The following is a 14,382-nucleotide window of genomic DNA, read 5'->3' on the forward strand; positions in this document are numbered from 1 at the left end:
GACGTGACTGATCGGCCCACGGCTACCAGGGGCGGTTCCGGCCCAAAGCCGCCGCCCAGCTCTGCCTTGCCTTTCTGCATCCGCAGCCCGCTTAGCAGTCATTCGCCGCGGATGCGAAATCAATCACTCGTCCGATGACCGCAACGCGGACATTCCGGACACTTGATTATCCAATCTCTGCTTGGCTCCAATCTAAACTATGGAGGCCCATTCGGACACGACGGCCCACCCCAACGCATTGGTCCCACAACAGCTAACTGCCGAGATTTGCCCTGCCGCAGATGTCGTGCACGACTGCGATACGGGTGAAGCGCAACACGAGCATCCGGCAAGCATGCCCTTCTGCGCGATGCCTGACACATCAGCAAGCGCGTACAGCGGCTTTGTTGGTGGATTTGTCGTATCCCGTGGTGGAGATAGTGACGCGCGGTCTAGATCGAAGTCGTCTGATACAGGGAAAATGTCGCCCTCAAGCACGGTCCCCCAGATGCCGATGTCTTTGATCTTTTCCGCCTCTACCTCGAATGGGTCTTCTTCAAGGATGGTGAAGTTCGCGAACTTGCCGGGAGTGATCGAGCCAATCTCATCCTCCAATCGAAGGGATTGGGCTGCATCGATGGTTACAGCCCGCAAAGCGTCTTCTACAGATAAGCGGTGTTCGGGACCAGCCACGCGGCCAGATACTGTCGTCCGGTTCACACCAGCCCACACGAGAAACAGCGGTTCACCCGGAGCCATTGGTACGTCTGAGTGGAAAGAAATCGGGGTTCCACTGGCCTTGATTGGGCCAAGGGGCACGATGTCATCCGCACGGTCCGGGCCAAGCCCAAGCTCGCTATATCGATCTGACAGCGCGGTTACGTAGTATGGATTGCCGCTGACGATGCAGCCCAGTTCAGCGATCCGCATTGCTTGATCTTCTCTTGCATAACCGAAGTGGACCAGTGTCGTGCGGTGATCGGCGCGCGGCATCCGGCGCATGTTTCGCTCAACAGCGTCCAAGATCAAGTCCACGGCAAGGTCGCCGGTTTGATGAACATGCAACTGGTAGCCTGCCTCCCAGTAGGCATCGAAAACAGGATTGAACTCATCCGGTTGCATAATCCACTCGCCGTGGAAATCGCCGCCGACATAGGGCTCCGAGACCTGCATGGCCAAACTGTAAACAGCGCCATCGGCGAAGAGTTTCACCTGCTTCGGCATGAAAGCCGTCTTGCCTTCACCCCATTCGAGTAGTTTTTCCGTCTCTTCGATCATCGTGCCGTTTTGGAGGTGCAAGGCAGCCAGAGATTTCCCGTCGGGTATGAAATAGGTCCTGAGCGGTGCGTCAGGCCCGGAAAAGACGGCGTTGGTTGCTTCTTGCAGAGGGCGCGACAGCACGCCTCCCGGTTCCGCAGCAACCGTGACGCCTGCACGGTGCATATACTCGCGCGCCAGCCTGAGACCAGCGCCCAGACGCTCTGGTGTTGAAAGCACCGGTGCAACTGCGGGAAGAACGGCAAACATGCCCGCCTCGAAGAAATACCCGTCTTCAAAGCTCGACTGCTCAAGCGCAAGCCCCGCAAAGCCATTTACGAAGTCTTCGGTGATGCCCAGAAACTCCAATGCGGGCGTGTTCAAGATAAGTTCGTGTGCAGATCGGTGGACTATGATGATTGGGCGTGTGCTGCTGATCTCGTCGAGTTGTGCACGCCTGATCTCGCCATGAAAAAAGTGGTGGTATCCCCATGTCAGTAACAAGGCGTCGGGATCATCCATTGCCGCTTCAGCGGCTTGCAAGCGAGACTTATAATCCGCTTCATCCTCGGCGGCCTTCGAAAAGCCAGTCGGAATATTCCAATCCTCAATCGATATGATCTCGGAGGTCAGGGTCAATCCGGCGAGGAAAGGGTGCACATGCTGGTCGATCAAACCGGCAATGATCACCTTGTCAAAAAACCGTTCGTCCAGCCGAAACGGCTGCGAACCAATCCGATTAACGATTGCATCGCGCGATCCCGCGGCCAGAATACGGTCTCCGACCACGGCGACCGCGTTGATTGCTGGGTCGTTGTCCTCCATGGTGATGACGCGCTGCGCTGTGTAAACAGTGATTTCGGGCAGCGTCTGAAGCTGGCTTCCAAAATCCTGCAATGACGAGGCCGCATGAGTTGAGGTGGCATGAGAAATCGCGATCATTGACGCGCTGCCGAGGATGGTCATTGCGGTGCGGCGGGTAACGTTCAGTTTGGTCATGGCTCTTAATGCTCAGTAAGGCGAAATTTGCCTGAGCCTAGCATCGAGATGATCTTAGGTGGAAAGGAAAACTGCTGCCGATATCGAATTGAGCGCCAAGTTTCCCAAGCAAAATGATGCTATGATTTAGCGACTGACCTCGACCGCTTTGGGCTCTGAGCAGACATCGGATGCGGCGCGGCATCATCACCAAAAAGTAGTCCTTCATTGGCGCGCAAACGGCCCAAAGCCGACATCCAGCCGTCTACAGGGATGCTGTACCGCGGCTCAGCAATGCTGCCGTTCGCCGCATATGCACGATACCATGCCGGATCGACAGTACGTAAGTGATCAAAATGGTAGTGCCTGCAATGGTCAGTAGGGCGCCGTCTACAAGTTGCGGGTGAGATCGAGAAAGACCGGGCCGTTCGGTTTGAAACTTCGATCTCCCGCCGTAAGTATAGGCCGTTTTGCTACAACAAAACTGATGTTGTTCAAGCACTGCGATTAATTAGGCAGGTGCAACGGTGTGATGCGCTTTATCAGGTTGCCAAAGATGTAGAGCCAGATCCTGCGTCCATTTTGTCGAAAAGTTGATTTGACGCTCGTTGTGGTCTTTTGCCAACCTCCAAACAGTCAGCATTTAGGGAAACACTTGAAAATGAAATCAGGATACAGCGCGCTCGCGCTAGCTATTTTGCTCGCAGGCTCGCCGCTACTTGCTCAGCAAGCCGACACCGTTTTCCTGAGTGAAAACATCATCACGTCAAACCCCGAGTTGCCACTGGCGCAATCCGTGGCGGTTGCGGGAAACACGATCATTTGTGTACGCACTGATGACAGTTGCCGCGAGTTGGCAGGCGATGGCACCCAGATCGTGGATGCGGGCACAAATACCGTTATGGCTGGTATCATCGACACTCACTTGCACACACGCATCTTTGGGCAGACGCATTTCGTCATGCTCAACCTGTTCGGTTACAACGATGCGTCGCGTGAGGAGGTTGTCGAAGTAATCCGGGAGTACGCGGCGACGCTCGGGCCAGATGAGTGGGTGATCGGCGGCGGTTGGTCCGACGCGCATTTTCAGAATCCCACCAAGGAAGAACTGGACGAAATCGTTGGTGGACGCCCTGCATTGATCTCCGACAATACGCAACATAACGGCTGGTATTCGACGAAAGCTCTGGAATACCTCGGGATCACTGCCGATTGGGAGCCACCGAAAGGCGGCTACATGCCTTTGAATGACGCTGGCGATGAACCTTCCGGACTTTTGCAGGAGAAAGCTCACCTTTCGACAGGGTTTGTCGAACAGCACAAACTCTATTCTTTTGAGAAACAGGAGGAAGCGATTATTGGTGCCGCTCGCGTGCTCAACGCGGTCGGGGTCACCGGTGCAACGGAAGCTGCCGCCGGGTCCAAGGAGGGGGCAGATGACGTCTACGTCCGTTTGGCGCAAAAAGGAGAACTAACACTCAGGCACGAATTAGCCATGGTGTTCTGGGGCACCGGCACGCCAGAGGGCGATACCGCAATGATCGAACAATTAGAGATACGGCGGGCCGCAGTCGAGGATGCGGGCGTTGATCCCAGTATTCTCCATGCGAACACTGTGAAGTTCGCTATTGATGGAACACCGGGGCGTTTTGCCTATATGGAAGGCCCGTATCTGGACGGCACACGGCCGGATATGAACTTTCGACCAGACAACCTTGCAGAGATTTTCGACGCACTAACAGAGCGTGATTTTACCTTGATGCTGCACGTTGAAGGGAACGCGGGGATCCGCCGCTCGCTCGACGCGCTGGAATTTGCACATGAAACCGGCGAGCCCCTTCGCGACGACATCCCTCAGATTTTCACGCATGTTGACCATTTGTCTATCGACAACGCTCGTCGCATGTCTCGGCTCGGGGTTTCCGGGCAGCTTCAACTTCACTGGGCTGATCCCACCGAGGAGTACTTTCGTAATGTGACCAGTCAGAACCTGCCAAAAGAGGTGCTGGAGCGTATGTACCAGTTCAAACTCGTGACCGAGTTCATGGAGTATGGATTTGGACCTGACGCGCCGACGTCTCCTGTGTTTTCGCCGTGGGAAGGAATGGAGATCGGCATGACACGACAGGCTATGGGAACACCCGGCGGTCTTGTCATGCCCGGTGAACCATTGACCTTTGAAGAGGTTATCCATGGCTCGACCCTGGGTAGTGCACGCCTTCAGGATCGGGGCGATGTGTTGGGGAGTCTCGAGGAAGGCAAGATTGCAGACATCATCGTGCTCGACCGAGATATTCGCAGACAGGCCGAAGAGAACGTTTTTGAATTTCACAAGACTGAAGTGCTGCAAACCTATTTTGGCGGCGAACTGGTCTACGATATTGATCGCGACGGCGAACCGGACAAACTATTGACCGAGCCGGAGTGGGAAGAAGGCGACGACGAGAAACTGCGCCGAGGCGTCGCAGTTACTAGCGTGAGAGTGTCTGAGGGATGACGAGTCCGCTGTCAGCTTTTGCGATTGGCGCTCTGTTTGGTCTGATATCTCTCCCGGTTGCGGCACAAAGCATTGAGAGCGCATGGCAGCGCGCGATTGCGGGCCAGCAACCCGGTGGTATGCCGTTTGATCCGCTTGCAGCTCCGCTTGATTTGACCCGAACGCCAGTCAGTGTAGCGCCGCAAAACATGTCGACAGGTACGCGTGTGATTGGCTGGCAGGATCTGCTACCAGTGCATGTCTCCAGCGAAACGCCCTTTGCCGACATGCGACCGTTTCTGCGCGACGCCATGCGCATCCACGTCGAATGGCGCACGTCGACACCGCGCGAACGGGAAGATATGGCACTATTTGAACGCCACGAAGCTGCTCTTACACTCCTCTCAATGCATCAAGTTGACGTAGACGGCCTGATGAGAGAGCGGCGGAACATCATCGCTCAGAATGGCAAAGCAAGGCGCGCACCCAACCAGAACATTCTCGGACAATCTATACGGCTTGCCGGTTACGTTGTCCCGCTCGCCTTCGAAGAGAAAAAGGTGACAGAATTCCTGTTTGTGCCAGTTGCAGGTGCCTGCGTTCACACGCCAACACCGCCTCCAAACCAGATTGTCCATGTGGACTATCCAAAGGGTGTTGCCTTCAGCTCAATCTTCGAAGCTTTCTGGATCGAAGGAGAATTGAACGCCGAGGATACACGGCGCGACGTCGTCTTTTTTGATGGCGCTGCAAACATTGAGGCGCAATATAGCCTGAAAGCAAAGACCGTAGAGGTCTACAATTCTTGGTGAAATCAATCGTCAGCCATGATTGATGCTTGAGCCATTTGATAGAGAGAATGTCCAAACGAACTTATGGATCCGTTGCCCCTTACCGGACATTTGAGCTCGAATAGACAGAAGGGCGCAATCTGCGGACGGCCTATTGGGGCCAAGCCGCACGCAGCTATTCTCCACTTGTGAGACAAGCAACAGACGATTTATTGGCTATTCTGAAACGGCCCGAGCTCCTCTGGCCCAGGCTTTCAGGCAAAGAAGTTCTGCGGCGATCATTGCGGCTGCGTTGGAGGTCATCTCCGCATGATCAAACGGGGGGGAGACTTCGACCACATCCATGCCGACTGGATCGAGCCCCTTCATGGCCCGGATTATGGCGAGCGCTTGGTAGCTGGTAAGCCCGCCCGGGACCGGTGTGCCCGTCCCGGGAGCAGTGGACGGATCGAGGCAGTCTATGTCGAAGGTCAGGTAGGTCGGACCATCCCCAGCGGTGGACAAAATGGTTGCGGCAATCTCTTCAGCTGGAGCAGCATGTACGGCGTCTGCATGCAAGATTTTCATGCCATAGGTCTCTTCGCCCTCGAAACAGGTGCGGATGCCCACCTGAACGGTCCGTTGCGGATCTATGATGCCCTCGCGAACCGCTAGGTTGAACATACTGCCGTGATCCATGCGTCCACCCTCGTCGGGCTCGACGTCCCGATGGGCATCAAACTGGATGAGACCGATTGGGCCGTACTTCTCAGCATAGGACTTAAGTACCGGATAGGTGATGAAATGATCGCCGCCCAGAACAAGGCTGGCCGTTCCTCCCGAGATTATCTCCGATATGTGGCGCTCTATGGCCAACGGGACGTCTTGGGGCACGCCCCAGTCGAAAACGCAATCACCGTAATCGATTGCTGCAAGCGTATCGAATGGATCAAACCGCCAGGGCCAAATTGGGCCCCAGGCATGTTGAGCGCTTGCCTTGCGAATTGCCTCTGGGCCAAAGCGGGTTCCAGGACGGTTACTCACAGAAAGATCAAAGGGAACTCCGGTGATCGCTACATCCGCCCCCTCAAGATCCTTTGTGTATTTGCGGCGCATAAAACTCAGAGCGCCGGAATAACTGGGCTCAATCTGTGAACCTTTGAGTGCGCCACGGGTAAAGGCGGCATCGATGCCATAGGATTTAAGGTCTGTAGCCATGGTGTTTTGGTCAGTTTCTTGTGATAGGTTTCATGGCTTTTTCTATTCTCATTATCGGCTGGATGCTATCTGGTGATCTTGATCTTGCAGCCGATTTTCGGCGGCGCAGTGATTATCTTAGTTGCAAAATCAATCGAATGTCAGCTTTCGGCAGAGGTCCTTGCCTATTATGCGGACACAACGAAAGTCAGCTTTCCGCCCATTTTGTCGAACACTGAATTACCCAACCTAGGAAACTTTGGGCTTGTAGTCACTAACAGCGTCAAAGGCGAAGCGTTGAGTTGAGTTGAGCCATTTGCTTCTCAATTCTTTCCTTGAGAACCAATTGCTGCCGATGCCTTCCGCAGGCATCTCTTCCCCAGAAATCCAAATCCATTATCCTTAAATCTTTCCTAAACCTTGTTCTGGCAATCTATCGGAAGCAATTTCTTAAGGAGAATTCGATTGCCAACACTTTCATTTTGCTCACCAAAAGGGGGCTGTGGGAAATCCACAACATGCATTTTAATGGCCCTCGAAACATCCCGGGCTGGGATGTCTGTTTGTATCTTGGACTCGGATCCCAAACGGTGGCTGTCTGAATGGGCTAGCGCGAAGCCGCTTCCCGAGAATCTCACTGTTCGTCAGGTCGAACAGCGAAACCTGACCGAGGCGGCTTTCGCGGCGGCCGAACGTTTCGACTACGTATTGATCGACGTCGAGGGATCAGACGATGCATCTTTGATTGATGCCATTCTCGTAAGCGACCTTGTCATCGTTCCCACCCAGACATCTCGTTTGGATGCGCTGGCGGTGGTCCAAGTTCTAAAACAGGTGCGCCAGAAAAGCCTCGTATTGAGGCGCGATATTGCGGCTCGTGTCTTGCTGACCAAGACAGAACCAGGGGCGGTCGAATATCGGATCACCGCAGAAATCAAAGCAGTCTTACAGCAAGCAAACGCGCCCGTTTTTGCAACTCAGCTTGCAAATCGCCCTATTTTTCAAGCGATGGTGAGCTTCGGTGGGGATTATCTGGACTTACCAAAAGCGTTCCAAGGATCCTCCCCAAAATCAGCGCACGCAAACGTTGCCGCTTTGGCGCAGGAAATCTCAACGACCCTCTCAGAAATTCTCCAAGCTGCATAAGGAAAAACAATGATGGATAAAACAAAACACAATCATATGCCCAGTCTCGGCGACATTAACAAAGTCGAGCAAGGTGACATGGGCTTCCCACTCGGATCGACCAGTAAGCCGAGCCTCGCACTCCAACCAGAGATGAGCCCTTCAAAGCGCAGGGCGGCCGCGCGTACGCAAAAGCTTTCCGTAAGTGTAAATCCAGATCTCTATGCTGCTTGGAACGCAATCCGAGAGGACAAAGAGCAAGCGGTTGTGCGAGCCGTCGAGCTGTCTCTGATCGCATATTTGGAAAAGCACGGACAAACGTTCGATCTGTAAGACCAGCCCTAAAAAGCCCGGCTCCCTGCCTTCGTTATGTGGGGAGTCGTGCCGTTTTCTGGGTCTCTTATTTTTCCCGTGGCCCCCTCTTATTTTTGGTGCTGACCTCTTATTTTTCCAAAAGATTAGGAAACCGATTTTGAGCGGCGTGGAATTGGTGGAATTATTGACTTTATTGTTTTTTATCAAATATTTATATGTTGACTCGGTCGCACTTACGCGATAGAAAATGCGCATTCAAAACGGGAGGGAACAACATGTTCCATTTCATCAAAGAGGCTTACCACCAGTTGCACATTGCAGCTGTCATCATTCATGTTTCGCTGGTTATCGGCGAAGTCTATGATTTGATCCCACACGCGTGACCAGGAGCAAATCATGGAATTTTTGGTCTATCAGATAAGTGAAAGAGCCCTGTTCTGAGCGCCGGTATCATGAGCCTGCGTTGCGGCTCACATTGCAGCTCTTGAAAGCGCCGCCTTCAGAATGGGCGGCTTTTTTGTTTTCAGCAGTGTCAGATGAAGATACTTGGCGTTCTCGTCATCTCGGCACATCCAGGCCGCCGCCGCATACATTTCCTCGAGAACCTTCAGATAGCCAAATAAGTGGGGATCAGTGTCCTTTCTTCGATGCCGGAGGACATCCAGTTTGCCACGGTTGCTCTTGCCGATCTCTGCACCTATTTGGCTGATTTCCAGCCATAGCGCACCTTCGGATTTCGAGTACGTCTCGATTTGTCCTAGAAGAAGAAATCGGCCTTCAGAAATCTTGCCGACGGCGCTCCAAACCGGTTGGCCGGGCTCGCTGAGAATGATGTCTCTGTACAATCTGAAGCTAATTTTTCCAGGCATTTGGCGCCCCCTTGCACAGGTAAGTGTGCGAGCAGATGCAATGGGCAAGTTGGGGGGCTATTTCGGTAGATTGGGCGGATTCCGGTCATTAGCTGCGTCTGCGAGGTGGTACGGGTTTCTCATCTTAAGCAGACATCCAAAATGTGCAAAAGTCCGAGGCAACTCAGCACTGCCGAAAGTTGGGTTCGAGCCCAGACCTGCCACCAAAAGTCGAAGGCATGCTGCACTTGCGTTCGGCAGGTCCAGCCCAAAGCCGTCATTGCCCGAAGGCGCTTTGACCGGCAAAAAACCTTCGCTAGGAATTTGGCCAAATTCGAAATCTGTGAATAGCCGACGTTGTTGTCGGTATCTCTTGCGCGAATCCTATGAGCTGGAGGTTCGTTTTCATGGAACTTGGCTTCTCGGAAAGATAGTTTCACCAGCTAAAACTTGCACCGAATGTTTATGGCGTTTCTACTGCGGCGGAACACCAGATCAACGTGCGGCGTTACATGACCTCTGACAACTTGAACAGGACTCTCATCTCGAATTGGTTCTTTGCTCTGGGGACCATGGCTTTTTTGATCTGTTTCTTGTGGTTTGGGCGCGATTTTCTGATTCCGTTGGCGATCACAGGGCTTCTGTTCATTCTTTCTTCTGCGCTCGTGGACAGGATCCAGCGCACAAACCTGCTTGGGTGGTCTCCTCCAGGCTGGCTGGCCCAACTCCTCAGCATCATCGTGATAGTGGGGGCGCTGCTGGTCCTTGGGCTGATCGTCTCCTCCTCGGTGGACGACGTACAAGACGCACTGCCCAGGTATCAGGAACGGTTGATGAGCCTGACGGAGAAACTAGAAGGGTTTCTGGGTCCCAAATTCGTTGAAGCTGGTCGCCAGGCAGCTGAAGACATCGAGATAGGGTCTTGGTTAGGAACGGCTGTGGGGCAGTTTGGAGGCGCAATGTCGACAATCGGTCTCGTCGCGCTGTACCTTGCTTTTCTGATCGGCGAACGTCTGGCTTGGGTCGACAAATTGCCGAGGCTGGTTGCGACTGAAGAAGGAACCCGTCGCGCCCGGAAAGTCCTGCACAAAATTTCAGTTGGCGTGAAACAGTACATGTGGGTCAATGCTGTCACCAGCGCCATGAGCGGCGGAGTTGCCTTTGTCATTTTTTCATGGGTCGGCCTTGATTTCGCACCGCTTCTGGCACTGACCGTATTCGTTGCGGGGTTCATCCCTAATATCGGCGCATTTATTGGGATCGCGCTTCCATCTCTTGTAGCCTTGATACAGTTCGATAGCCTTACGCCTTTCCTGATCGTACTATTTGGATACGGCGCTGCTGATCAATTCATTGCCAACGTGATACAACCTACGATGCAGGGCAAGTCCCTCAACCTCAGCACATTCATGGTAATGGTTTCGCTGACGTTCTGGGCAACGATTTGGGGCGGTGTGGGAGCATTTCTGGCAATACCGATGATGGTTGTGACCATGGTCATCTGTTCGGAAATCCCGGCCACCCGTTGGATCGCTGTTCTGTTGTCCAGCGACGGTCAATTGCAAGATGGAAAAGAGTCCGTCGAACTAGACGAACAGACCGAATACGCGAGTGTCCGTCGGTCGCCTCTCTCAACGAAACAAAAGCTAGAGGAAGAGGCTAAGCAGTTGCGGGCCGAGTTCGAAAACAGAGACGGTTAGGTTCATAACTTCAAACGCCATTACTGCCAAACTCAATACAAAGTGCATAATCTCAAAGCCGCTTGAGCATAGACAACAGCCTTAGTTCACCCGATGGGTGTGCGAGGGCAAGTGTCCGAAAAGTTGTTTGTATTGATTGCTGAAATGTCCGAGATGCAGGAATCCATGTTCGGCGGCGACACGCTTGATCTTGGTTTCCATCGGGTCTGAGTTTTTGAGGACTCTGTAGACTTGGTTCAGCCGAACGCGACGCAGCCAAGTTGCGGGCGAAATCCCGGCTACATCCTGGAAAGCGTAGTGTAACGAGCGAAGGCTGATCCCCAAATTTGTACAAATGTCAATCAGCCCGAGGACCTCTGGAAAATCAGCTAGGGCAAGGTCTGTTGCTTTTTGAACGATAATGCCCTGTTTCGACGGCGGAGAAGGAACCAAGAATTCGTTGAAGGATTCTAACAATGTCCACAAGAACTGTTTTTTGAATTGGTCTACTTGAGCAGCATACACGGCATGGTCTTTTGGGGAACAGGATTTAGTTTTTTGCAGAAGGCTTAGGCCCCCGCGTTTGATCCTATCGGCCTTCGCCTGATTCAATACAAGGTTTCCATGGAGTCGGTGAGATAAGTCAATTCCCCCGGAAAGCGCGATCAAAATCGCCTGAACCTCTTCCATGGGGAATGATAATACTAAGCTGTCCCAAGTGTCGTCGGAAACGAGTTGAGCCTCTAGATAAGGCGACTGCATTACAACTGAGGTTTGCTCAACACTGCTGCCGAGCCAATTCACAGAGTTCGTAGACCCCAGCGGCAGTGCAAAGCCATACCCACCCGGAATGCCAACACCTCTGTACCTCATTTTGCGCCCCCACTTCTCGCGCATCACCTGAGTGGTGCCAACTTCCGTCAGTTCCATGCTCCCGAAAAACTGTCCCGGTGATAGCTGAGTGTACTCCTGGTCCCACGCCGATGCAGCCTCTTGCAGGTCCTCGAAATCGGTCGTTTCGTAGGTCGAGTGCTGCATGAAAGGCAGAGTCTTCAATGGTCTCGCTCCTTTTCTCAACTATTTCGAAACCGAAATAAATTTGCATAAGAGAATACTCGAAAGGGTGAATTTCTGAAGCCCGATTGCACTTTTGGGATAGTAAAAGCTGCTGCGTGCCCGGTTCGGTCTGTGCATCATAGGGGGATTACGGATCCGCTGATGTTCCCTGAAGGAGTCAATTTCTCCGACCCAGATAGCCTCGGCGACCAGAACCGACAGATCAAGAAATTAGGAGGCAATCTAATGAAAGCTGGGTTCATTTGTTTGTTAGCTGGGTTACTCACGTTGGGTGGTCTGCCTGCTGCTGTGCAAGCAGACGACAAAGACCATTGGGACCGTTCCGTTTTACCGATACCCATGACCGAGTTCCGTGGTCATGCCGGGTTGCGAACCAACGAGTCGACGTTGGATTTTCCAAGACAGGTTACGGCCCCCAAAGGCGCTCCGAACATTCTCCTGATCATGCCGGATGATGTGGGCTTTGGGGCCAGTGTGCCATTCGGCGGGCCGGTTCCGACGGAGGCGTATGAGCGTCTGGCACAGGATGGGCTGCTGTTCACGCAGATGCACACCACGGCACTGTGTTCCCCAACTCGTTCTGCGCTGATCACCGGTCGCAACCACCATTCCAACGCCACCGGTGTGATCATGGAACTGGGAACCGGATTCCCGGGTTACAACTCGCTGATGCCGAAGGAGAACGGCTCCGTTGCCGAAATCCTAAAAGGCAACGGCTACAATACGGCTTGGTACGGTAAGAACCATAATGTGCCGGATTGGCAATCCAGCCAGGCCGGTCCGTTCGATCTGTGGCCAACAGGGCTGGGCTTTGAACAATTCTTCGGCTTCATCGGCGGCGACACCAGCCAGTTCACGCCGGCAATCTTTGAGGGCACCAAACCGGTCGAACCACCGAACACCGAGGACTATCACCTCGACGAGGATATGGCCGACCGTGCGATCAACTATATCCGCGAACAACACGCGCTGGCGCCCGACAAACCCTTCTTTGTCTATTATGCTCCGGGAACGAGCCACGCGCCGCACCATGCGCCGAAAGCATGGATCGACAAGTTCAAAGGTCAGTTTGACATGGGCTGGGATTCCGTCCGCGAGCAGACCCATGCCAACATGCTGGAAATGGGGATCATTCCCCCAGGCACAAAACTGACTGAACGCCCAGCGGATATTCGCGCCTGGGATTCACTGACGACCCAGCAGCAAGAGCTCTACGCCCGTATGATGGAAGTCTACGCAGCCGCGCTGGCGCATATGGATCACCAGATCAACCGGATCCTGGATGCGGTCGAGGATACAGGCGAATTGGACAACACGCTGGTCATCTACCTAATGGGCGACAATGGAGCGAGCGCCGAGGGCAGCCCAGACGGTCTGTTGAACGAGATGACCATGTTCAACGCCATCGAAGTGCCTTTCGAGGACACCTATGCACGGATGGACGAGCTGGGTGGGCCGAATACCTTTGGTCACTTCCCGGTCGGATGGGCGCACGCTATGGATACGCCGTTCCAGTGGACCAAGCAGATCGCCAGCCACTTTGGCGGCACACGCAATAGCATGATCATTCGCTGGCCTGCCAAGATCGAAGGCAAAAGAGAAGTGCGTGACCAGTTCCACCACGTGATCGATATCATGCCGACCATTCTGGAGGCCGCTGGCCTGCCGGCACCGCATTCGATCAATGGTGTGGCGCAATCTCCCATCGAAGGCACCAGCATGATGTATGCATTCAACGATGCCGAAGCCCCATCGACCCGTCGCACGCAGTACTTCGAGATGTTCGGCAACCGTGCCATATACAATGATGGTTGGGTCGCGGCGACTACACCGTTCGACGTTCCTTGGGCCAGTCTGAACAGACCTAGCGATGTAATTAATGACTGGGAGTGGGAACTCTACCACGTGGCCGAGGACTTTTCCCAGTCCAACAACGTGGTGGATCAGTACCCGGAAAAGCTGAAAGAACTACAGATCCTGTTCTACGGCGAGGCGCGAAAATATGATGCCTTCCCGATTGATAGCCAACGCAAGCCGCGACTAGACGTGGCCCTTCGCCCCAGCCTGACTTTGGGTCGCGATACGTTCACGTACTACGACAACATGAAGCGTATACCTGAAGGCACCGCGCCTGATTTCAAAAACAAGTCGCACACGATCACGGCGCATGTCGAGATTGGCGAAGGGGACACTGACGGCATGCTGGTGACTCAAGGCGGTCGTTTTGGTGGATGGGCGCTCTATGTGCTCGACGGCAAGCCGGTCTACACATACAACGTTGCCAATCTCGAGCGGTACAACATCGAAGGCGATGTGCTGGCACCGGGCAAACATGTCATTCGCTACGATTTCGAATACGACGGCGGCGGGCCTGGCAAGGGTGGCACCGGCAAGTTGTTCGTAAATGACACTCTCGTTGGTGAAGGCCGGATCGACCGCACCATGGGTTTCCGCATTTCGCTGGACGAGACCTTTGATGTTGGCTCGGACGCGGGTGAGCCTGTGAGCGAAAGTTACCATGTGCCGTTCGACTTCCCGGGTGGGATCGAAAAGGTTGTGGTCAACCTTGATTTGGGCGGCTGATTGATCAGGCACCCGCCCGAAAGAAATGCATCTCTTGGGCGGGATCTTATTCCTTGGCCAGTCAAACTGGCCAGTTGCCCCTTTGTTGGAGGTTTAGA

11 protein-coding genes are annotated in these 14,382 nt (G+C 53.8%); 7 read left to right on the forward strand and 4 right to left on the reverse strand.

The features are described from left to right. Nucleotides 1-192: 192 nt before the first annotated feature. The gene (locus ACR0LN_RS15955) at nt 193-2,235 is read right to left on the reverse strand and encodes an amidohydrolase (protein ID WP_245224464.1); all 2,043 of its coding nucleotides are present in this window, start codon (nt 2,233-2,235) and stop codon (nt 193-195) included. Between the two features lie 577 nt (nt 2,236-2,812). Between ACR0LN_RS15955 and ACR0LN_RS15960 the strand changes: the two genes are divergently transcribed. Further along, nucleotides 2,813-4,711 carry an amidohydrolase gene (locus ACR0LN_RS15960; RefSeq protein WP_170624047.1) on the forward strand — a complete coding sequence of 633 codons (1,899 nt, stop codon included), beginning with the start codon at nt 2,813-2,815 and terminating at the stop codon, nt 4,709-4,711. Beyond that, nucleotides 4,708-5,502, forward strand: a complete 795-nt coding sequence (locus tag ACR0LN_RS15965) for a DUF3299 domain-containing protein (RefSeq protein ID WP_170485422.1) — start codon at nt 4,708-4,710, stop codon at nt 5,500-5,502. Before ACR0LN_RS15960 ends, ACR0LN_RS15965 begins: the two co-directional genes overlap by 4 nt. Before the next feature lie 195 nt (nt 5,503-5,697). Here ACR0LN_RS15965 and speB read toward each other — a convergent pair whose 3' ends face one another. Beyond that, entirely contained in the window at nt 5,698-6,678 is a 981-nt protein-coding gene (speB, locus tag ACR0LN_RS15970) for an agmatinase (protein ID WP_170352649.1), read from the reverse strand. 72 nt (nt 6,679-6,750) lie between these two features. Here speB and ACR0LN_RS15975 point away from each other — a divergent pair, with 72 nt between their 5' ends. The 3 genes from ACR0LN_RS15975 (at nt 6,751) to ACR0LN_RS15985 (ending at nt 8,115) form a co-directional block, all read left to right on the forward strand. Next, nucleotides 6,751-6,963 carry a hypothetical protein gene (locus tag ACR0LN_RS15975; protein ID WP_170486579.1) on the forward strand — a complete coding sequence of 71 codons (213 nt, stop codon included), beginning with the start codon at nt 6,751-6,753 and terminating at the stop codon, nt 6,961-6,963. Between the two features lie 159 nt (nt 6,964-7,122). Next, complete coding sequence (locus ACR0LN_RS15980; protein WP_170486580.1) at nt 7,123-7,803, forward strand: ParA family protein; 681 nt, start codon at nt 7,123-7,125, stop codon at nt 7,801-7,803. A 9-nt stretch (nt 7,804-7,812) separates the two neighbouring features. Next, entirely contained in the window at nt 7,813-8,115 is a 303-nt protein-coding gene (locus tag ACR0LN_RS15985; protein WP_170469303.1) for a hypothetical protein, read from the forward strand. Between the two features lie 452 nt (nt 8,116-8,567). Here ACR0LN_RS15985 and ACR0LN_RS15990 read toward each other — a convergent pair whose 3' ends face one another. Then, nucleotides 8,568-8,966, reverse strand: a complete 399-nt coding sequence (locus ACR0LN_RS15990; RefSeq protein WP_170469306.1) for a hypothetical protein — start codon at nt 8,964-8,966, stop codon at nt 8,568-8,570. A 551-nt stretch (nt 8,967-9,517) separates the two neighbouring features. On the opposite strand from ACR0LN_RS15990, the gene ACR0LN_RS15995 reads away from it, so the two are divergent. Then, nucleotides 9,518-10,645 (forward strand): AI-2E family transporter, encoded by a 1,128-nt coding sequence (locus ACR0LN_RS15995; protein WP_170469309.1) that lies wholly within the window; start codon nt 9,518-9,520, stop codon nt 10,643-10,645. An 81-nt stretch (nt 10,646-10,726) separates the two neighbouring features. Here ACR0LN_RS15995 and ACR0LN_RS16000 read toward each other — a convergent pair whose 3' ends face one another. Further along, on the reverse strand, nt 10,727-11,680 hold the full coding sequence (locus ACR0LN_RS16000; RefSeq protein WP_170486472.1) for a helix-turn-helix domain-containing protein: 954 nt from the start codon (nt 11,678-11,680) through the stop codon (nt 10,727-10,729). A 246-nt stretch (nt 11,681-11,926) separates the two neighbouring features. Here ACR0LN_RS16000 and ACR0LN_RS16005 point away from each other — a divergent pair, with 246 nt between their 5' ends. After that, nucleotides 11,927-14,284, forward strand: a complete 2,358-nt coding sequence (locus ACR0LN_RS16005) for an arylsulfatase (protein ID WP_170469315.1) — start codon at nt 11,927-11,929, stop codon at nt 14,282-14,284. Nucleotides 14,285-14,382 lie beyond the last annotated feature (98 nt).

This window comes from Ruegeria sp. AA6, from assembly GCF_056542865.1.

Coding starts and splice junctions, on each gene's coding strand:
- ACR0LN_RS15985 (WP_170469303.1), top strand. CDS start 7,813: ATGATGGATAAAACAAAACACAATCATATGCCCAGTCTCGGCGACATT.
- speB (WP_170352649.1), bottom strand. CDS start 6,678: ATGGCTACAGACCTTAAATCCTATGGCATCGATGCCGCCTTTACCCGT.
- ACR0LN_RS16005 (WP_170469315.1), top strand. CDS start 11,927: ATGAAAGCTGGGTTCATTTGTTTGTTAGCTGGGTTACTCACGTTGGGT.
- ACR0LN_RS15965 (WP_170485422.1), top strand. CDS start 4,708: ATGACGAGTCCGCTGTCAGCTTTTGCGATTGGCGCTCTGTTTGGTCTG.
- ACR0LN_RS15990 (WP_170469306.1), bottom strand. CDS start 8,966: ATGCCTGGAAAAATTAGCTTCAGATTGTACAGAGACATCATTCTCAGC.
- ACR0LN_RS15995 (WP_170469309.1), top strand. CDS start 9,518: ATGGCTTTTTTGATCTGTTTCTTGTGGTTTGGGCGCGATTTTCTGATT.
- ACR0LN_RS15955 (WP_245224464.1), bottom strand. CDS start 2,235: ATGACCAAACTGAACGTTACCCGCCGCACCGCAATGACCATCCTCGGC.